Genomic DNA, 20,916 nt, shown 5'->3' with positions numbered 1-20,916 from the left:
GCAAGCTCGCATATGAGCAACGGCGGCCAGAAACCTCAGCTTGAATAATAAGCGGAAAGGTACCCGGCAATGCGAGGGGGCACTTTTGCCACGAGATGCGTGGACGTCTCTTCGAAAGACTCCTCGAGCACGTGTCCGGATTGACGAATGAGTTGGACCAGCGATCCGTTTGCATATGGAATATGAACGTCGATAAGCTTATCGAGCGCAGCAGCCTCGAGTGCCACGCGCTCAACCAGATCATCGATGTGCTCTCCCGTACGCGCCGAAACGAGAACGGCATCAGGATAGATGCGCCTAAGATCGAGCAGCGTTTCGGCATCTATGAGGTCAATCTTATTGAACACCACAAGAGAACGCGACTCGCCCGCGCCAATCTCTTCCAAAACGCGATGAACCGCATCAAGCTGACGAGAGAGGTTATCATCAGATGCATCGGCAACCATGAGGATCAAATCGGCCTCACGAACCTCAGACAAGGTCGATTTAAAGGCATCAACGAGCCCGTGCGGAAGCTTTTGGATGAAACCGACGGTATCGGTGATCGTCATAGACCGGCCGCCAGGCAAGCGATAAGCACGCGTCGTCGGATCAAGCGTAGCGAAGAGCTTATCCTGCGCAAGTACCGTCGACCCAGTCAATCGGTTAAGAAGCGAAGATTTACCAGCATTGGTATAGCCCGCAAGAGCGACGCGGAACGCGGGAGAAGCGATCCGCTCCTTCGATTGCACGGACCTTCTACGCTCAACCACGGCAAGCTCGCGTCGAACCGCGGCAATGCGGTTGCGAACCATGCGTCGATCGACTTCGAGCTGGCTTTCTCCCTGTCCAAAACGGCTTCCAATGCCACCGCGCGTCTGCTCCTTCGCAAGGTGGCTCCACATGCCACGAAGGCGCGGCAGAAGATATTGAAGCTGTGCGAGCTGCACCTGGAGCCGCCCCTCACGCGTCTGAGCGTGCAACCCGAAAATATCAAGAATCAAAGCGGTTCGATCGATGATCTTCACCGGCTCTCCAACCGCTTTCTCAAGATTCGCCTGCTGAGAAGGAGAAAGGTCATCATCGAAGATAACAACATCGGCGTCGAGGCGCGAGACGAGCCCGCAAACCTCGGCCACTTTGCCCGATCCGATAAACGTCCTAGGATTCGGTCGTTCGAGCCGCTGCGTAACACGAGCAACACACTCAGCTCCAGCGGTATCGGCAAGACGTTCGAGCTCATCGAGTGAGCGGTCAACAGGCCAAGAAGAGCCCCTCTGCTCTATGCCGACGAGCACCGCTCGCTCGGGAACCGGCGATGTCGATACGGGGATGAACCGAGCCATCAGCAGCGCACCTCGCGTTCGATAGCATCGACCGCACCCTCGATATCAAGCGAATCCATGTCGAGCCAGGTGATGCGATCGTCACGACGAAACCAAGAGAGCTGACGCTTTGCATAGCGGCGCGAGCGCATTTTGATGAGCTCGATCGCCTCGTCCAGAGAGCATGCACCGTTCAAATAGTCGATGATCTCTTTATAGCCAATTGCCTGGCGCGCCGTGAGCGCAGGCCCCGCACCACGCTCCAAAAGGCGCTCCACCTCTTCTACGAGCCCATCTCGCACCATCGCATCAACACGAGCATCGATACGCCCATACAGGCGCGACCGCTCCATCGTGAGGGCAAAGATATGAGCCGAATAGACCGGCTTGGGCGTTGAGAATCCCTTGCGTTGCTCAGCATAAGAAACACCCTCATCAAGCATCTCAAGTGCGCGGATAACGCGTCGCACGTTATGGGGATGGATGCTTTGCGCGCTCTCCGGATCGCGTCGATTCAGAAGCTCGTAGAGCGCATCGGGACCGTGCTCCTCAGCAAAGCGCTCATATCGCCTGCGAGCGCCGCTCTCGATTTCACCCGAGGGAAACCTCATATCGTCAAGAGCCGCCATGATATAGAGGCCTGTTCCGCCGCATAGCACCGGAATCTTGCCAGCAGCCTGCAGCCGATCGATCTGCTGGCGAGCATCGCGTTGGAAGAGCGCGGCGGAATATGCCTCGTCCGGCTCGATGATATCAACAAGCAGCAAAGGGGCGTGCCGCTCCTCGACGGGCATCTTCGCAGTGCCGATATCCATTCCACGGTAGACCTGCATCGCATCAGCAGATATGACGGCGCTTCCCCAACGCTCCGCAAGGGCATCGGCCACAGCGCTCTTCCCTACCGCGGTAGGCCCCACGACGGCGACCACGGGCCCCGTCATCGAGGGTCGCCTGCCACGGTGCCCGAGAGATACCAGGTACGTGCGGTGTCTACGCGAACGTCAACGATCTTGCCGATAAGGTCCTCGATGTGAAGCCCCTCGGGAATGGGAGCATGGACCGTTTGGTTCTTCGGGCTCTTGCCCTGAAGGACTCGGGTGTTCTTCTTCGAAGCGCCTTCAACGAGAACGGGTACCGTGGCATGGAGCTCGCCCTGGTTGAACTCATAAGCGGTATCTTCGATAACCTTAACGAGTCGATCGAAGCGTTCCTGAATCACCTCATGCGGAGTCGGGTCCACGATGGCGGCAGCGGGCGTGCCCTCACGACGCGAGTAGATGAAGGTAAAGGCCTGGGCGTACCCAACCTCGCGTGCAAGGGAAAGGGTCTCCTCGAAATCCTCTTCGGTCTCTCCGGGGAATCCAACGATGATATCGGTGGTGAGCGCAATTCCGGGAATGCGATCGCGGACGCGACGAACAAGATCAAGGTAATCCTCGCGCGTATACCGACGATTCATCTCCTTCAAGACACGGGTAGAGCCCGACTGCACGGCAAGGTGAAGATGAGGCATGACCGCAGGCGTCTCGGCCATAGCGTCAATGGTCTCAGGGAGCAGGTCTTTAGGATGCGACGAGGTGAAGCGAATACGCTCGATACCGGTTTCACCAACCTTGCGAAGCAGCTCTGCAAAGCGCGGCGCCCCATAGCGGTCACGCCCGTAGGAGTTGACATTTTGACCAAGGAGCGTAATCTCACGGACTCCAGAGCGCACAAGCGCCGAGACCTCGTCTAAAACCTCCTCAAAAGGCCTGCTCTTCTCACGTCCGCGCACATAGGGAACAATGCAGTAGCTGCAAAAGTTATTACAGCCGGTCATGATCGGAACCCAAGCGTGGTAAACCGTCTCACGATGCCACGGCATAGACACGGCGGCAAGCGACTCGTCCTCGGCAATCGAAACATGACGGCCGCCATCCTCAAAGGCCCGTGCGATAAGTTCGCCGACGTGCGCAATGGCATGCGTGCCGAAGATTACGTTCACGTTATCGACGTTCGTGAGGAGCCCCTCGCCATCTCGCTGGGCGATGCATCCGCCCACAGCGACGACCCGCGTGCCGGAAGGTGGAGCAGGAAGGCTCTTGCACGAATTGCATTGGCCGTAAAGACGCTGATCGGCCGCCTCGCGAACGCAGCAGGTCATGAATATCACGATATCCGCGCCAGCGGGATCCGCTGCCTCAAGGCAGCCGCAGGCATCAAGCAGACCGGCGACGCGCTCGGAGTCGTGCAGGTTCATCTGGCAACCGAACGTGCGGATGAAATACGTCTTGCCGGAAAGCGCCGGCCGCACACTCATCATATCCATGTTAGTAGACCATGGCTGCATCGGATACCTGATCGGCTTCCGCACCCTGGAGGGAGATGCGATGAACGATGACGGCAAGCCTGATGGCCGTACGCGACTCGCCGTTGATAAGGATATCGGAGAACGTTGGAGCACAAGAGATATCAAACCCTGTGGGGATGAGGAAACCGCGAGCTATAGCCATGGCCTTGATGGCCTGATTGACCGCTCCAGCGCCCACACACTGCATATTGACCGGAACGCCATCCTTGACCATGCCTGCTATAGCGCCGGCAACGGAGGCGGGCGATGACTTGCTCGAGACTTTCAGGTATTCCATAGTGCGGTTCTCCTGCGTGTATGGTTTGAATATGCAGCCCTTTGACTTTACCGTATTGGCCCGTGAGCAGCAAGAAAATGATTCAGGCCATTCTCGGACCCGGTCATTCGCCCTTCTGGATATCGAATGTGACCGTAATCGAATCACGGGAAACCCTGATTCTGGGCTCTCGACTGAGCGAAAGGTAGTAGCGCGCGGCGATGCCCTCGAAGTCGCGCTCAAGAACGCGCGAGAACTCATCGAGATCATCCTGGGCAATCTTAAGACCGCGGCGATCGCGGGATAGATCAATGGGAGCGGGCGCCTTGCGTTCGGAACGCATGCGGAGCAGACGAGAGGTCACGCTTCGCAACGGCTTGATCTGCCCGCTCAGAATACGGTGAGCAGTGCGCTCGGACATCTCAAGTCCTATAGCGCGCGCGATGCGCATCAGATCGGCGGCATCGGCCGCACAGCCCAATCGCTCGCAAACCGGGAGCTCGGCTTCATCGTCAATGAAGAGCATCTTTGAGGCATCAAGCGATGAGGTTGCTTGATCGTAAAGCGTCGCAGCGATCTCTGCCGGACTGCCCAGATACACATCGCATCCATGCTGTTCTTCCAAAGCGAACTCGCAGACCGTGCGAATGATGTTATGCGGGCCTCTCGAACAGACCCACGCACCTTCCTCGTTACGTGAAGCTTTAGGCCAGCTTGACTGGTCGGCACGCTCGGGCAAACGCTCGGTATCCGCAACGACGCGCATAGAGGTGCCGAGCCCAGGCGCGGAAGCCACAACGCACGCCTGGTCGGTGTTTTCGCGGATGGAATACAGGGCCATGCCACGACCGTGCACGCCCCAGCGGTCCATCTTCATGCTCTCGAGCTTAGAAGTCACGCGAGCATCGAAGATGCGTTCGTGCATGTCCTGCGGCACGCCAGAGCCGTTATCAAGAAAGAGGAGGGTCCTGACACCCCCCTCTTTCGATGTGGCAACATACATGCTGGTAGCACGTGCGTCGCGCGCATTGCGCAGCATTTCGATAACGATATCCTCAACGTGTTGAATATCGTGCTTTGCCTGTCGGCGCTCAGCCTCAGCAACGCGCAGCCGAACAAATCCCTCGCCAAGGTTCTCCTCAACGCGAAGGTTGCCCTCGCCCGTCATGGACGCGATGAACGAGATGAGTTGCTGAGCGTCTGCCATACGCTACTTCGCGATATCCATCGCACGGCTCTCGCGGATCACGACGACGCGCACCTGACCGGGATATTCCATTTCCTCCTCGATCTGACGAGCGATATCGTGGGCGAGCACCGTAGCCTGGGCATCAGAGATCTTCTCAGGCTGAACCATGACATGGACCTCACGACCAGCCTGCATGGCGAAGGTACGCTCGACGCCATCGTGGGCGTTGGCAATCTCCTCGAGCTTCTCAAGACGCTTCACATAGCTCTCGAACGACTCGCGACGGGCACCGGGACGCGAAGCAGAAACGGCGTCGGCAGCCATCACAAGCATGTCGAGCACCGTGTTCGGCTCAACATCCGCGTGATGTGCCTCGATAGCATGGACGATCTCGGGCTTCTCGCCATAGCGACGAGCCAGATCGGCACCGATGACGGCATGGGGCCCATCAACCTCATGATCGATGGCCTTACCAAGGTCGTGCAAGAGGCCCGCTCGACGCGCAGGCACGGAATCGAGACCGAGCTCGGAAGCCATGATGCCAGCCAGCTCTGCCACTTCGATGGAATGGTTGAGAACATTCTGGCCAAACGAGGTACGGTACCTCAGGGCACCGAGCGTCTTCACAAGCTCGGGATGAAGGTCATGGAAGCCGATATCGAATGCAGCCTGCTCGCCAGCCTCGCGCACGCGCTGCTGCACGAGCTCAGATGCCTTTTTGTACATCTCCTCGATACGGGCAGGATGAATACGTCCATCCGCAATGAGGTTTTCGAGCGCAACGCGAGCGGTCTCGCGACGGACGGGGTCGAAGCTCGAAAGCACGACGGTCTCGGGGGTGTCATCGATAACGAGGTTGACACCCGAAACCTGCTCGAAGGTGCGGATGTTGCGCCCCTCGCGGCCGATGATGCGGCCCTTGAGATCATCCGAGGGGATGTGAACGGAGGTCACGGTAACCTCCGCGGTGTGATCGGCGGCACAGCGCTGGATGGCCGTAGAAAGAATCCGCTGAGCGGTCTTTTGGCACTCGGCCTTCACCTGCTGCTCGGAATCGCGAATGATGGTCGCCGCCTCATGGGTAACCTCACCGCGGACCTTATCGAGAAGCTCACGGTGCGCGTCATCTCGCGTGAGCTCAGAGATGCGCTCGAGCTCTTCGGTCTGCTTGGCATAGAGGTCCTCGAGCTCACGGCTGCGCTTCTCAACTTGCCCGGCCTGGCTGGAAAGCTGGTGCTCGCGCTTGTCGAGCGCATCGTTTCTCCGGTCAAGCGATTCCTCGCGCTGCATGATGCGGTTCTCGAGCGCGCGAAGCTCGCGCTTGCGCTGCTTTTCCTCCGCCTCCGCAGCTTGTTTGTTCTGGATAATCTCTTCTTTTGCCTCGAGAAGAGCTTCCTTCTTCAAGGTCTCTGCCTGTCGCTGCGCCTCGCCGATCACCTGGTCTGCCTCAGCGCGCGCCGATTCGATTCGGGAATCCGCTTCGCGAAGGCTGCCGTTCTTGGCGTTGCGCATGGCGATGACGGCGATGACGGCGCCTACGGCGAGGCCAACGACAATGCCGATGACAATCTCCATGCTCACTCCTCTAACGTAAAAAGCAACTCATTGATGGCGCATGGCTGCGCCCGACATTTGCGAGGTATGAACACCCAATATGAAGTTGTGTATGTAACACAAATGAACTCATCTACGATGAGTGTGCATCACAAGACAAATGACAGATTCATCCTACGTTTTAAGTCAAAAACTGTCAATTCTACACAGCACCAGCTGCGACTTTACGGAGGAATTACACGACCCTTGAGCGCCTAGCCTTTATCAGGCATCGTCGTCGATCCGCTCGCGCGCGGCGCGGGCTGCGACATCGAATGAAAACCCCTTTCCCACCAGATGCCGAACAAGCTTCTCGAATGCGCGCGTTTCGGGGACCGATTTTCGCTGCAAAAGCTGACGCGCTCGTTCAGCATCGTCTTCCGCAGAGAAGAATGCTTCGGGATAGCCGGGCAATGCCCTTGGATCTGCCCCGCGTCGCTTAAGCTCAAGCTCAATCTTACGACGACCCCAGCCTCGACGAAGACGCTCATCTATGAATGAAGCCATGAATCGCGCATCATCGAGAAACTTGAGGTCCAAGGCTCGTTCGATCGCAGCGTCGATAGAGGTCACGCGAAAACCATGCTGCTGGAGCTTTGAGCGAACTTCATGACTCGAATGCTCGCGCCTCGACTGCATCTCAGTAAGGGCAGTGAAGCAGACGCGGCTCTCGAGCTCCATAAGAGCGTCCATCGCCGAGCGATACGTGCACGGCAGATCTGGCAGGGCTTTCTCATACAAGCGAGCCACACGAGGAGGAACCCACCCGCTGCGCACATCGCCATTTTCAAGCGAGAAGCGAACCTCGGCACGCGGGCGTCGATATGGCAGGGCCCCGCCCATGCCGGCGGAGCCCTTTGGTGGCAAAGCTATATCAATCTCAACGACGTTCTCGGACATGATGAAACGAAAAGGCTAGAGCGCATCGTTCGCGGCGGCTACGTCATCGTCCAAGATGACGGCGTCCCCCGTGGTCTCGTCTGAAAGCTCGAGACCGCATGCTACGCGAACGCGATGCTCGATCTCATCGCAAAGGTCGGGGTTAGTGCGCAGGAACTCCTTCGCAGCCTCGCGACCTTGGCCAAGCCGCTCAGATTCGTAGGTATACCAGGCGCCGGACTTCTTCACGATGTCGTAGTCGACGCCCATATCGAGTATCGAGCCCTCTTTTGAAATGCCGGTGCCGTACATGATGTCGAATTCAGCGGTGCGGAAGGGAGCTGCGACCTTGTTCTTTACCACCTTGCAGCGCACACGGTTGCCCACGACCTCATCTTTAACCTTGATGCTCTCGATACGGCGGATGTCGATTCGCACGGAGGAGAAGAATTTAAGCGCCCTGCCGCCGGTCGTCGTCTCGGGGTTACCGAACATGACGCCGATCTTCTCGCGCAGCTGGTTGATGAAGATGCAGGTGGTCTTTGATTTTGAGAGCGATCCCGCAAGCTTGCGCAGCGCCTGACTCATAAGCCGGGCCTGGAGGCCAACCGAGGAATCTCCAATCTCGCCCTCAATCTCGGCACGAGGAACAAGGGCAGCGACAGAGTCAACGACGACGGCGTCGATGGCGCCGGAACGCACCAACATGTCGCAGATCTCGAGCGCCTGCTCGCCGGTATCGGGTTGGGAGATGAGCACCTCATCGATATCGACGCCGATGCGCGCTGCATAGGTCGGGTCGAGTGCGTGCTCGGCATCGATGAACGCAACAACACCGCCCGCAGCCTGAGCCTCTGCAAGGATCTCGAGCGAAAGCGTCGTCTTACCTGACGACTCCGGGCCATAGATCTCGATAATGCGCCCCCGCGGAACGCCGCCGATGCCGAGCGCGGCATCCAAGGACAGCGCGCCCGTTGGGATGACCTCAATCTCAAGCTCGGGCCCACCGTCACCATATTTCATGATCGAGCCCTTGCCGAACTTCTTCTCAATCTCGGCCTTGGTAAGCTCCACCATCTTATCGCGCTCTTCGCCGAACGTGCGCTCATGCACCTGACGAACGGGCCCGCTGTTCTTAGCCATAGGTACTCCTCCTCTGATCCGGCTTCCATACTACGCGAACAGCTGTTCGCGGTCAAGCGATACCAACATCCTACCGGGCATATCTGAACAGATTTCCTCGATATCTGACAAATCGCTAAACGTAATTCGAAAAAACCTGAACACGACGTTCGCCGAGGAGCTACGCACGAATAAGGGAAACGAGGATGCCTGCTCAAAGGGGCTGAGCAGACAGTTGAGAGCTATCGCCGGCGCGCGCGGCATGCGCAACCGTCACAGCCGCAATGGCGCCCAACCGCGAAAACCGCGCCAAATGCACATGGCCAGCGCGTGCGCATAGCTGCGCTCCATGTCAGCCGCCCGCGGAGACTGGAGCAGATCACCAAGATGAATTGAACAGTAAAAGGTTACTCACCAAAGAAGGAGAACGACACCGTGCCCCCAGCCTGAAGCTCATGAGCTGCAGACAGGAGGCATTCGCAAGCCCTACGGCATGCCGCGGCCCGCACGTCGTCGCGGTCGCCCTCGAAGTGGCATCGTTCAGCACGCGACCCATCGCGTGATGCGATCCCGATATAGACCGTCCCCACGGGGTCTTCGGCAGTGCCGCCTCCAGGGCCGGCGAAGCCGGTGATGCTCACCGCGAGGCTGGAACCGAACACATGGCGTGCGCCCTCCGCCATCTGGCAGGCGCAAGCGAACGAAACGGCCCCCACGGAATCGAGGACATCTTGGCTTACCCCGAGAAGGTCATGCTTGACCTCGTTTACGTAGGTCACCGCCCCGCCGCGCAGCACATCCGAGGCGCCGGGCACACCGGCAATGGTCGAAGCGACCATGCCCGCGGTGCAAGACTCAGCCGTAGCAACGGTTACCGAGCAATCCGAGCACAAGGCGACAAGCTCCTGGGCAAGCCGGAGCGCGTGGACGCGGTGGTCTGCGGCGCGTCCTTCATACCGAGCGTCCATCATTAGACCCTAAACACGATATCACGAGCATTCCAGATGTACTGGATTCCCGAAACGACCGTCAGCACGACCGCGGCGACCATGAGCGCCTGCGAAATGCCGAGGATCCAAACGGTAAGATCGCCCATTCCCAATGCTTCAAGCGCGAAGGCGACGTAAAAGCCGCAAAGCGAGACCATCGTGACGGCCGTCTTCGCCTTGCCGAGGCTATCGGCAGCAATAACCTCGCCGGCAGCACTCGCGACCATGCGCAGCGCGCTCACCAAGAACTCACGGAGCAGAATGATGAACACGACCCAAACGTTCACGTATCCCTGATCGAGCAGCAAGAGCAGCGCAGAGAAGACGAGGAGCTTGTCGGCGATGGGGTCGAGAAATTTACCGAAGTCGGTAATCTCGTTGCGCTTGCGGGCAAGCGAACCATCAAGCTTATCGGTAAGACTCAGCAAGATGTAGAGCGCGCACGCCCCGATAGCGAAGGCCGGATGCGTGAGAGCGCCCATCGCATCGCGCGAGAGAACAGCCAACAGCATGAAAACAGGAATGAAGCAGATGCGAACAGACGTAATGACGTTCGCAGGCGTCCATATGCTCGTAAGCTCGCCTTGCTCGTTTCGGGCCATCGAATTACCCCTAACCAATCACATGACCAATCAGCTCATAGCAGAAGCTGTCCGTAAACTCTACGGTTACAATATCACCAACGGCGGCCTCCGTCGCGTCCAAGTGCACGGCTCCATCGGAATCCGGAGCCTGGAACCAAGCATGGCCTATGAGTTCAGGTCCTTCGTCCGTCTCCTCGATGCCGTCGACGATCACCTCGGCCGTCTCCCCCACATGTGAAGCGGTTGCCGCGAAACCGAGAGACTCTGCCAGATCGATGGCAGCCTGGGTACGCTCAAGCTTCTCGTCTTCGTCGAGCTGCCCCTCCATGCGCGCGGCACGGGTTCCGTCTTCCGGAGAGAATGCGAAGACGCTTGTGTAATCAAACCCAGTACGGTCCATAAAGGCAAGCATCTGCTCGTGGTCGTCAAGCGTTTCGCCCGGGAAGCCAACAAGGTACGTCGTCCGGATGATCATGCCGGGAATCTCGCGACGAAGACGCTCGAAGAGGGCATCGAGCTCCGCTTCGGAACCGCTACGGTTCATCGCCGACAAGACGCGGGCGCAGCAATGCTGAACAGGGATATCGATATAGGGCAGAACCTCAGGCGTATCGCGGATGGCTGCGATGAGCTCGTCCGTCATCCCTTCGGGCTGCAGGTAGAGGACGCGAATCCATACGCGCTCAGGACGCACCACGCCCGCAACGGCAACAAGCAGCTGGGCAAGGTTGTGCGGCCCCTCCCCTTCCTGAGGAAGATCTTCGCCCCATATACCCGTATCCTGGCCGATGAGCACGATCTCGCGAACGCCGGAATCGACAAGGTCTCGAACCTCCGCGAGGATGCGCTCGGCAGGACGCGAATGGTAGCGACCGCGGATATAGGGAATGGCACAGAAGCTGCAGAACCGGTCGCAGCCGTCAGAGATCTTCACGTACGCGACGGACCCCTCGACGGTGCGCTTGACATCGGGAACGAAAGCGGGGGCCGAGCGACTTACACCCAAAAGGCGATCGACAACGGCAACGATGCCGTCCTCTTCATCCGTGCGCACGAAGGCGGCAACCTCGGGCAGCTCGCCAGGGAGGTCGTCGCCGTAACGGGAGGGTACGCAGCCGCACATGACGATGGGAACAGAACGAACGCCGTCCGCAACCTCCTCGGCCAGCGCGAGTGTCGCCTCGATGCTCTCCTCCGTTGCCGAGGCCAAAAAGGAACAGGTGTTAACGAGGGCGAGGTCGGCCTCAGAAACATCGTATGCAACCTCATAGCCAGCCGCGAGAAGCAATGAGCGCATGCGATCGGTATCGACCTCGTTCTTAGCACAACCGAGCGTGATGTAGTAAACGGAACCGAATGCGTCTTCGAACTGCTGGGACATGGCAACCTTTCAATCGTGAGCTATCCCTGTATGTGCCGGCTCGACGCTCTATAGAGGGAACGGGTTCCTAGAGCGTGATGCGGGCGAACGACTCGCCTATCCGCTACCTGCATGGACCGTGGCTAGGCTAGCGGTAGTTGGTGAACTGAAGCGGCTGGCCGTAGTCTTGATCGCGCAGGAACGCGATAACCTCCTGAAGGGTATCTTTGGAAGCAGAGCTCACGCGCAGCTTATCGGACTCGATAACGACCTTGCACTTGAGCTTGAGCGCCTTGATGTCCTTGTTGATCTTCTTGGCGGTATCCTGGTCGATGCCGTCGATGATGCGGCCGAGGACGCGCACCGTGCCGCCCGAGGCAGCGACGGGAGCGTCCCAGCGCACCGCCTTGATGTCGACTCCGCGCTTGATCAGCTTGGAATTGAGAACATCAGTGATCTGCCGAGCAACGAAATCAGCCGGCGCCGAAATGGTGATCGTCCTCTCGGGCTTGGAGAGCGCAACCTCAGATCCGGAATCCTTGAGATCGTAGCGCTGCGAAATCTCGCGGACCGTCTGCTGGTAGGCGTTATCGACCTCTTGCATGTCGACCTGGGAGACAACGTCGAAACTTGAATCCTTTGCCATGAATCCTCCTTAACGGCAAGAACGGTTAATGAATGGAGCCGAGCTATACGCTATTGCGACGCCGAGGCGCTTGACGAGTCTCCGGCGTCGGAACCATCAGACGAAGCGGCGGTCGCCGGAGTCTGCGGCGCGGTGATGGTGACCTTTGCAACGCCGGCAGTCCTTGTATCCCAGGAAACGGGCTCGCCGTTGTTGGTCACCGTAACATCCGCAGGGCTGCTCACCGTGATCTCGATGGATTGCTCGACGGTAAACTCCTGGCTGAAGGGACCGACGACATTATCGGCGAACACGGAGGAGCCGTCGAGCTTCACCTCCACCCAGGAGGTGCCCCCATCTTCCACGCTTACCGCCACTACCGTTTGCTCGGGAACCACGGTCGTAGCCGCCTGGGTATCGGCGGTGTTGGCCTGCGTCGCGGGTGAGGTCGCATCCGTCGCGGAATCGGGAGTTGCGGCAGTCGACGTTGCCTGAGTGGTCACCTGCGTCGTCGTCGACTCAGGCTGGGTATCGCCGGTGTTTGCCGAGCAGCTCCGCATTGCGAGGAACACCACGATAACGATCAGCAACAGCACGACGGCGAGCACGCCGATGACCAAACGGGGGTCCATGCCATTGATGGAGGAAGCACCCCGGCCCCTCGAAGACGGGCGAGCACCCCGCACAGGAGCTCCGCCCTGCCCCCTCGCTCCCGGGCCATATGATGTACGGCGGCGGGCAGGCCCATCGCCGTAACCGCCGCGACCACCCATGCGTGCATCACGTAACGGCGCCGAGCCACGAGGTTGCATGGAGCGCGCAGGACCGGATCCTCGGTAACCAGATTGCCCATATGAGGAGCCTCGGGGTGCGAGTGAGCGCGTGCGCGACGAATCGCCATACGCCGGTCGCTGCGACGAGCGAAGCTGGTACGCGCCCCCGCTAGAAGGCCGTCCTGACACCTGGGCCCCAGAGCCATAGGCGGAAGAGCTCCCACCGCGTCCATAACCACTGGAAGATGTACCCTGACCGGCGCGCGGAAGAGAACGTTGCCGATAGGGATTGCGCGAGACGCGGATGGGTTCGTGCCCAGAGTTCGCCTCCGAAACATACCCAGCCTGGGGAGGTCGCTGCGCGAAGCGGGAACCACCGTCCAGCGCCATGAACCTCCCTGTGGGGTTTTCAGATCGCGCGCTCACGAAACCGGCAGCATCTTGAAAGTGGCCTCCCGAACGCGAGGTCTCGCGCTCGTACCGGTCGAGCTCATCGAAATACGCCCCCACGACGGTTCGCGGGTTCAAGCCCAAGAAGCGCGCGTAGCTCGAAATCATGCCCTGTGCGTACCCGCGGGGCGGCATAGACGAGAAATCGCCCTTCTCGAAAAACTCGATGATCTGGGGACGAATCTTGATGGTATTAGCCACCTGCTGGATAGAGAGACCCATCTGGCGGCGCCGGTTAAGCAGCATGTCTCCGAATTGGGATGGCATCAGTAGCCTCCTAACCCATCGTCATCAGGCATACGAGCTTCAAGGGCCTGAAGCTCGGCGAGCTCCTCCTCGTTGAGAAGAACCTCGCGAGGCTTCGAACCATCAGGCGGACCGACCACGCCCTTTTCCTCGAGCATGTCCATGATGCGGCCGGCGCGAGCATAGCCCACCTTGAGACGACGCTGCAAACCCGACGTGGATCCAAGCCGAGAATCAACAACGATGCGAGCGGCCTCCCAGATGAGCGGGTCGTCGTCAGAGTGGCTGGAAGAAGCGCCTCCACCGCCCGAGAGCGTAGCGGGCACCACAGCCGAAAGGATCTCTTCGTGGTATTCAGCCTCGCCCTGCTCCTTAACGAACTCGGTGACGGCAGCGATCTCCTCATCCGAGACGAAGCAGCCCTGGATGCGCTTGGGCTTGCCCCAATCGACCTTGCTGAAGAGCATATCGCCGTAGCCGGTGAGCTTCTCGGCACCGACCTGGTCGATGATCACGCGTGAGTCGATACCCGTGGCCACGTTGAATGCGATGCGGTTGGTGATGTTTGCCTTGATGAGGCCCGTCACCACGTTTGAGCTGGGGCGCTGGGTAGCCACGATGAGGTGGATACCGGCAGCGCGGCCGAGCTGGGCGATACGCACGATCGAGGCCTCAACGTCCTTGCCCGCAACCATCATGAGGTCGGAGAGCTCGTCGATGATGATGACGAGGTAGGGCATCTTAGCCGGCGGATTGTCGTAGTGATCGAAGGCGCCCGAGGCCTGCTTCTCGTTGAAGGTCGATATCTTTCGCACGCCCACGCGCTCGAAGATCTTGAGTCGGCGCTCCATCTCGGACACAGCCCATTGCAGTGCACTCGCAGCCTGCTTGGGTTCGGTGACGACGGGCACGTAGAGGTGCGGCAGGCCGTTGTATCCAGCAAGCTCGACGCGCTTCGGGTCGACCATGATGAGGCGCACATCCTCGGGATAGGTGCGCATGAGGAGCGCCATCACGATCGAGTTGATCATGACGGACTTGCCGGAACCAGTGGTGCCCGCGATGAGGAGGTGGGGCATCTTGGCGAGGTCGGCCACGATGGGCGACCCTTCAGCATCGCGACCGATGGCGAGCTCGAGCGGGCCACCCTGCACATAGGGCAGGACATCTCCCAAGTTCACATTCTGGCGCTTGCGGTTGGGAATCTCGATGCCCACGAGCGAGGTACCCGGGATGGGCGCGAAGATGCGCACGGACTGCGCCGCGAGCGAGAGGGCGATATCGTCCTCGAGGCTCGAGATACGGCTTACGCGCTCGCCCTCGCCGGGCTGCACCTTGAAAGTTGTAACCGTAGGACCGCTGATCCAGCCCACAACCTGCGAGTGGAGGTTAAACTCCTGCAGGGTCGACTGGAGCGACTCAGCCGTCTGGCGAAGCTCTTTATCAGAAGACGCCGAGGAAGCGGAATGGGGATTATGGCGAAGCATCGACAGCGGCGGCAGCTTGCGCTCCCCATCGTCATCTTGGGGCTCGGCATCAGCGCGCACGGGCTCGGCGGCGGCCACGACGGAAGCGGCGCCAGCACTTGACGAAGCGCCTTCACCCACAGAGGACGCGCGCGGGTGCAGCAGGAAATCGGGAATGGTAGGCTGCGTTTCCCGGCCGTCGACAGGAGAGGGAACGGCCTGAGCCGCCGCGGATACCCCCGTCTCGGCAGAAAGGTCGAAGGGAGGCTCATCGCAGCGTTCGTCCCCCGACTCAAGGATTTCGGTCATCCCTGCAAGGGAATACGGATCGTCCGCCGCTGAAGATGCGGCAGAAGCGTTCCCCGCGACAGCATGCTCACCAGACACGTGCTTATCCTCGATGGGAATAAGGCGCGTTTTGGCGGCCTCGGCTTTAAGCTGCTCCGAAACATCGACGAACGGGTCCTCGTCGGGATCGTCCGGATCATCTGTGATGAGCGTCGTCTTCGCGCGATCACCGATATAGGTGGTCTTGGCCGCGCCATCCTCATCGAAAAGCTTCTGTTGGCGACCAACGGGCGCACCCTTTGGATTAGATTCGCGAACGGGAACCTCGGCATAGGGGTCATCGCCCCATGGGCGCTCGTTGACCTCGACATGGCGGCGCGCTCGAAGCCCCTCGACGCGCTCGCGCACCGCGCCCGCAAAGCTCGAGATGGAAAAGCCTATGAGCACGGCGCCGGCAAGTGCGATGCCAACGAGCACGACCCCGGCGATGGGCTTACCGAGCGCACCTGCAAGCACCGACGAAACCGCGAAGCCGACGTATCCACCCGTAGCGGAAAGGCCCGCCTCGCTCACGGTAACGCCAAGCACCATGGGGTCGGGCAGCCCGATCAGGGCGATGAACGAGATGACCGCGACGAAGATGAGGAGCGCGCCGAGCGCGGTCTTCATCTTGAAGACCCCCTCGTCTCGCACGAAGACGAGCGCGGATACGAACAGGAGCGCAAGCGGCAGGACATAGCCACCCAGGCCGAAGCCTAGGTGATAGAAGCCGGCCACGGCCGCCGCAACCGGGGCGGTCGTGGGAGCGATGACCGCGATGAAGGACGCAACGGCAAAAACCGCCAGGACGACTCCCGAGATATCGCGCGCCGTGCCGCCCGTGAAAAGCGGCTCGGGAACGGGCTCGGGAGCTGCCTGCGCGTTCGCACGAAGCTTAGCCGCACCCTGCTTGGGAGCAGCCTTGCGCGATGCGCCCTTCTTCTGAGCGTTCTTCGATGTCGTCTGCCGAGACGCCACGCTAGACCTCCATGACCACAGGGATGATCATGGGACGCGTACGCGTACGGTTCCAGATGAAGTTGGACAGCGAGTCGCGAACCGCCTTGCGGAGCGCGCCCGTACCGTTGCTCGTGTAATCGAAGGAGCCCTTATCGATCGCTTTCATGATGGAAGCAGAGGCATCGGAGCTGAACTCGTCATCGATGGTAAAGGACACGCCGCGGCTCGAGAACTCGATCGCGTCGATGCGCTTGCGCTTCATCGAGACGATGGCCACGACGGTCACCATGCCGTCGTTGGCAAGCTTCTGGCGGTCGCGGAGCACGATGGGATCGGTATCGCCGATGCGCAGGCCGTCGACGTACACGATGCCGCTCTCCACCTGCGGGCCGATCTTGACTTCGCCGCCGCGCATCTCGAGCGTGTCGCCGTTATCCACCACGAAGATGTGGTCGTCGCGCATGCCCATCTGGCGAGCGAGGTTGGCGTGCGCCCGAAGGTGCACCGCCTCGCCGTGGACGGGCATGAAGTAGCTCGGCTTGGCCATAGCGAGCATGAGCTTGAGCTCCTCCTGGCTACCGTGGCCAGAAACGTGCACGAGCCGGGTGGATTTGTCCACAACGGTGCACCCAAGCTTCGCCAGGCTGTTGATAACCTGCTGGACCGCCTTTTCGTTGCCGGGAACCGGCGTAGCGGAGATGATCACGGTGTCGCCGGAGTGAATGGAAAGCGTCTTATGCTCTCCGTTTGCCATACGGGAAAGCGCGGAAAGCGGCTCGCCCTGGGAGCCCGTGCACATGACGACGATCTGGTCGTCGGGAATGCCGTTGAGCTCGTAGGCATCGAGGATGTCCTTCTCGTCGATGTTGAGGTATCCGAGCTCGCGCGCCACGCGCGTGTTGGTGAGCATCGAGCGGCCCGTCACAACGATCTTGCGCCCGCATTTCTTAGCCGCATCGCAAATCTGCTGCAAACGGTGGATATGGCTCGAGAACGAGGCAACAAATACGCGGCCCTTCGCGTTCTTGATGACCTCGTTGAGCGTGGGGCCCACCGCCGCCTCGGACGGGGTGAACCCGGGGCGGTTGGCGTTGGTCGAGTCGGACATGAGAAGATCGATGCCCTGCTTAGCGAATTTAGTGATGGCAGCGTAGTTGGGTGTGACCCCGTCGATAGGTGTCTGATCGAGCTTGAAGTCGCCCGTATGCATGACCGTACCCTGCGGCGACTTGATGTAGACGCCGAGCGCGCCGGGAATGGAGTGGGTCATCGAGAAGAAATCGATGGAGATGTTTCCCAGGTTCACATGGCTTCCATCATGCACCTCTCGGAACTTCGGCGTCTTGATGCGAAACTCTGCAAGCTTGCCCTCGATGAAGCCGAGTGTGAGCTTGCTCGAGAAAATGGGCACCTTGTTGTTGAGGTCCTGTAGAAGATACGGAAGCGCACCCGTATGGTCCTCGTGACCGTGGGTCACGACGATGCCGCGCAGCTTGTCCTCGTTTTCTAGAACGTAGGTGTAATCAGGCAGCACCAGGTCGATACCGGGCTGGGAATCATCGGGGAACATGAGACCGGCGTCGATGAGCACCATATCCGGGCCGCACTCGATGGCGGTCATATTCTTGCCGATTCCATCAAGACCACCCAAGGGGATGATGCGAAGGGGCGGATTCTTTTTTGCCATGAGCTCTATAAGCTCCTTTCATATCGCGTCCATAACAAAAACACGCGGGTCACCCCGCGATTACGTACACCATATCGGCACATAGGTGATGCTATTGTATCCATTCCCCGCTCAATCGAGACCCGCTCCCCCGCGCCCCACAGGAATAGCAGAGCGTAAAGCCGACCATCGAGGATGTCAAGGGCTCATGCGCCCCCACGCCGGGCGAGCGAAGCGATGCCCGCCCCCACAACGAGCCCGCCTCCGACCCGCGCACCTCCCGCGCCGAGCAAGCGAAGCGACGCTCGTATCCGACAAAGGGCCCCCTCCATGCCGACCCCCTTCCCCAACCAACCCGCAAACGCAGGGCGCCCCGGTTACCCCTGAGCGATTCCGCAGCAATTCGGCGAAGCCGAATTGCGAGGACCAGCGAAGGGGAAACCGGGGCGCCCGATGGGAGCAGAACGGGTTACTTACTCGTGGTGCCGCCGCGGCGTGCGCTGCCCGTTATCGCCGGGTCGGCGCCGCGGGCGCTCAGAGCGGTCGCGGGATTCGCGACGAGGACGGCCCTCCCCCGCCGCGTGTGCGGGAGCCTCGGGCTTATCAAGACGATCGAGCGAGATCTTGCCCTTCTCGTCCACCTCGATAACCTTGACCTTAACCTCGTCACCAACGTTGAGGACGTCTTCGACCTTGTTCACGCGACCCTGTGCCACGCGGCTGATGTGCAGGAGGCCGTCTTTGCCGGGCAGCAGGTTCACGAACGCGCCGAACTCCTTGATGGAGACCACGCGACCGGTGTACTCCTCGCCCACCTCGGGCACCTTGACGATGAGCTGAATGCGCTCGATGGCCTGATCGACCGACTCGCCCACGCCGCCAACGTAGACGGTGCCGTCCTCATGGACGTCAACCGAGGCACCAGTCTCGTCCTGGATGCCGCGGATGGTCTCGCCGCCCTTGCCGATGACGTCGCGGATGTTATCGACCGGAATCGTGATCGAGGTGATGCGCGGAGCAGTCGGGCGCGTCTCGGAAGCAGGTCCGGGGATGACCTCAAGCATCTTGCCAAGGATGAACGCGCGGCCCTCTTTGGCCTGCTGGAGCGCCTGCTTCAGAATCTCGAAGGTGAGGCCGGTGGCCTTGTTGTCCATCTGGAGCGCCGTGATGCCGCGCTCGGTGCCGGTCACCTTGAAGTCCATGTCGCCGAGGAAGTCCTCGATGCCCTGGATATCGGAGAGGACGACGGTCTTGCCCTCCTCCTGGATAAGGCCCATGGCGATACCGGACACGGGGCGCTTGATGGGCACGCCGCCATCCATGAGCGCAAGGCAGCTCGCGCAGGTGGACGCCATCGAGGAGGAACCGTTGGACTCCATGACCTCGGAAACCACACGAATGGCATAAGGGAACTCGTTCTCGTCCGGAAGCACCGGCAACAGTGCGCGCTCAGCGAGGTTGCCGTGGCCGATCTCGCGGCGCTTAGGGCTGCCGATGCGGCCGGTCTCGCCGGTGCAGAAGGGCGGGAAGTTGTACTGATGCATGTAGCGCTTGCCGTCGACAGGCTCGATGGTGTCGAGGCGCTGGGCCTCGTTGAGCATACCGAGCGAGAGCACGGAAAGCACCTGGGTCTGGCCGCGCTGGAAGAGGCCAGAGCCGTGCACGAGCGGCAGGTAGGAACCCTTGACCATGATCGGGCGAATCTCGTTGGCCGCACGTCCGTCCACGCGCTCACCGGTCTCGACGACCATGGTGCGCATGGCCTTCTTCTCGAGCGCCTTGAGGTTCACCGGGATCTCGCGCTCCCACAGGAGCTGCTCCTCCTCGGTGAACTCGGCCTTGATGGCCTCCTTCAGGGCCTCGACCTTGGCGATACGGCTCTGCTTGTCGGCATCGGCCAGAGCGGCGTACATCTCGTCATAGTGGGTGAAGATACGCTCCTGCACCTCGGGCACCGGCTCGTCGAGCGGGTACTCCTTCGGCACGATGGGACCGTTTACGCGCTCCCACTCCTCAACGAACTCGAGCTGGGCGTCACAGAACGCACCGATGGCTTCCTGGCCGAATTCCATGGCGGCGAGCATGTCGTCCTCGGTGACCTCCTCGGCGCCAGCCTCCACCATGGAGATGAAATCGCGGGTGCCGGCAAGCTCGAGGTCGAGGTCGGAGTTCTCGCGCTCCTCATAGGTGGGGTTGACGATGAATTCGCCCGTCTCCTTGTTGCGGCCGATGCGCACGCAGGCAAGCGGGCCCTCGAAGGGCACGCCACCAAGGGTGAGGCTCAAAGAGGCGCCCATGGTGCAGATGACATCGATGGGGTTCACCTGGTCGGCCACGAGCGAGGTGGCAACGATCTGCACCTCGTTGCGGAAGCCGTCCGGGAAGCTCGGTCGGATGGGACGGTCGATCATGCGCGCGGTGAGGGTGGCCTTCTCGGTGGGACGGCCCTCGCGCTTGAGGTAGCCGCCGGGGATGCGGCCGGCAGCGTAGAGCTTCTCATTGAAGTCGACGGTGAGCGGGAAGAAATCATAGTTCTTGCGCTCCTTGGAGACCACAACGGTCACGAGCGCGGTCGTGTCACCCTGTTTGACGAGGGTGGCGCCGGTAGCCTGCTTGGCAAGCTCACCGGATTCGAGCGTATAGGTCTTGCCATACAGCTCGAAGGTCTTGCTGACGAGAGTCATCTTTCTCCTTCATCTCCGCACGCCCCATTGCGTACGGGCTTCTTCGGGCCGGCGTTGCGCCAGCGGTGTAGAGCCGAGATTTCGGCCCCTACA

16 protein-coding genes and 1 pseudogene are annotated in these 20,916 nt (G+C 60.3%); all 17 read right to left on the bottom strand.

Annotation, left to right across the window (positions count from 1 at the left end):
* Positions 1 to 35: 35 nt before the first annotated feature.
* Positions 36 to 1,325: a GTPase HflX gene (hflX, locus tag HGEM_RS04890; protein WP_035100702.1), complete on the bottom strand. Its 1,290-nt coding sequence runs from the start codon at positions 1,323 to 1,325 to the stop codon at positions 36 to 38.
* Positions 1,325 to 2,245: a tRNA (adenosine(37)-N6)-dimethylallyltransferase MiaA gene (gene miaA, locus HGEM_RS04885; protein WP_019128296.1), complete on the bottom strand. Its 921-nt coding sequence runs from the start codon at positions 2,243 to 2,245 to the stop codon at positions 1,325 to 1,327. The genes hflX and miaA overlap by 1 nt, the downstream gene beginning before the upstream one ends.
* Positions 2,242 to 3,603, bottom strand: coding sequence for a tRNA (N6-isopentenyl adenosine(37)-C2)-methylthiotransferase MiaB (gene miaB / locus HGEM_RS04880; RefSeq protein WP_195891249.1), 1,362 nt, complete (start codon positions 3,601 to 3,603; stop codon positions 2,242 to 2,244). The genes miaA and miaB overlap by 4 nt, the downstream gene beginning before the upstream one ends.
* A gap of 10 nt (positions 3,604 to 3,613) precedes the next feature.
* The gene (locus tag HGEM_RS04875; protein WP_019128294.1) at positions 3,614 to 3,931 is read right to left on the bottom strand and encodes a stage V sporulation protein S; all 318 of its coding nucleotides are present in this window, start codon (positions 3,929 to 3,931) and stop codon (positions 3,614 to 3,616) included.
* 103 nt (positions 3,932 to 4,034) lie between these two features.
* The gene (locus tag HGEM_RS04870) at positions 4,035 to 5,117 is read right to left on the bottom strand and encodes an ATP-binding protein (RefSeq protein WP_019128293.1); all 1,083 of its coding nucleotides are present in this window, start codon (positions 5,115 to 5,117) and stop codon (positions 4,035 to 4,037) included.
* Positions 5,118 to 5,120: 3 nt separating this feature from the next.
* The gene (gene rny, locus HGEM_RS04865) at positions 5,121 to 6,674 is read right to left on the bottom strand and encodes a ribonuclease Y (protein ID WP_019128292.1); all 1,554 of its coding nucleotides are present in this window, start codon (positions 6,672 to 6,674) and stop codon (positions 5,121 to 5,123) included.
* 243 nt (positions 6,675 to 6,917) lie between these two features.
* Positions 6,918 to 7,373, bottom strand: a complete 456-nt coding sequence (locus HGEM_RS04860) for a regulatory protein RecX (protein WP_230197222.1) — start codon at positions 7,371 to 7,373, stop codon at positions 6,918 to 6,920.
* A 234-nt stretch (positions 7,374 to 7,607) separates the two neighbouring features.
* Complete coding sequence (gene recA, locus HGEM_RS04855) at positions 7,608 to 8,714, bottom strand: recombinase RecA (protein ID WP_019128290.1); 1,107 nt, start codon at positions 8,712 to 8,714, stop codon at positions 7,608 to 7,610.
* 386 nt (positions 8,715 to 9,100) lie between these two features.
* Positions 9,101 to 9,661 (bottom strand): CinA family protein, encoded by a 561-nt coding sequence (locus HGEM_RS04850; protein WP_051008441.1) that lies wholly within the window; start codon positions 9,659 to 9,661, stop codon positions 9,101 to 9,103.
* A gap of 2 nt (positions 9,662 to 9,663) precedes the next feature.
* On the bottom strand, positions 9,664 to 10,284 hold the full coding sequence (gene pgsA / locus HGEM_RS04845) for a CDP-diacylglycerol--glycerol-3-phosphate 3-phosphatidyltransferase (protein WP_019128287.1): 621 nt from the start codon (positions 10,282 to 10,284) through the stop codon (positions 9,664 to 9,666).
* A 10-nt stretch (positions 10,285 to 10,294) separates the two neighbouring features.
* Positions 10,295 to 11,647, bottom strand: coding sequence for a 30S ribosomal protein S12 methylthiotransferase RimO (gene rimO, locus HGEM_RS04840; RefSeq protein WP_019128286.1), 1,353 nt, complete (start codon positions 11,645 to 11,647; stop codon positions 10,295 to 10,297).
* A gap of 127 nt (positions 11,648 to 11,774) precedes the next feature.
* Positions 11,775 to 12,272 (bottom strand): YajQ family cyclic di-GMP-binding protein, encoded by a 498-nt coding sequence (locus tag HGEM_RS04835; protein WP_019128285.1) that lies wholly within the window; start codon positions 12,270 to 12,272, stop codon positions 11,775 to 11,777.
* 50 nt (positions 12,273 to 12,322) lie between these two features.
* Positions 12,323 to 12,871 carry a RodZ domain-containing protein gene (locus tag HGEM_RS10465; protein ID WP_051008440.1) on the bottom strand — a complete coding sequence of 183 codons (549 nt, stop codon included), beginning with the start codon at positions 12,869 to 12,871 and terminating at the stop codon, positions 12,323 to 12,325.
* 678 nt (positions 12,872 to 13,549) lie between these two features.
* A pseudogene (locus tag HGEM_RS10670) lies at positions 13,550 to 13,720 on the bottom strand (helix-turn-helix domain-containing protein); the annotation flags it as partial.
* A gap of 20 nt (positions 13,721 to 13,740) precedes the next feature.
* A complete protein-coding gene (locus HGEM_RS04825) occupies positions 13,741 to 16,065 on the bottom strand; it encodes a DNA translocase FtsK (RefSeq protein ID WP_420834430.1) in 2,325 nt (774 codons plus the stop codon).
* Between the two features lie 427 nt (positions 16,066 to 16,492).
* Positions 16,493 to 18,160, bottom strand: coding sequence for a ribonuclease J (locus tag HGEM_RS04820; protein ID WP_019128282.1), 1,668 nt, complete (start codon positions 18,158 to 18,160; stop codon positions 16,493 to 16,495).
* 452 nt (positions 18,161 to 18,612) lie between these two features.
* Positions 18,613 to 20,823 carry a polyribonucleotide nucleotidyltransferase gene (locus HGEM_RS04815; protein ID WP_019128281.1) on the bottom strand — a complete coding sequence of 737 codons (2,211 nt, stop codon included), beginning with the start codon at positions 20,821 to 20,823 and terminating at the stop codon, positions 18,613 to 18,615.
* Positions 20,824 to 20,916: the final 93 nt, after the last annotated feature.

It is taken from the genome of Enorma massiliensis phI (assembly GCF_000311845.1).
GTDB lineage: Bacteria > Actinomycetota > Coriobacteriia > Coriobacteriales > Coriobacteriaceae > Enorma > Enorma massiliensis.
This window is presented reverse-complemented; position numbering and strand designations above follow the sequence as displayed.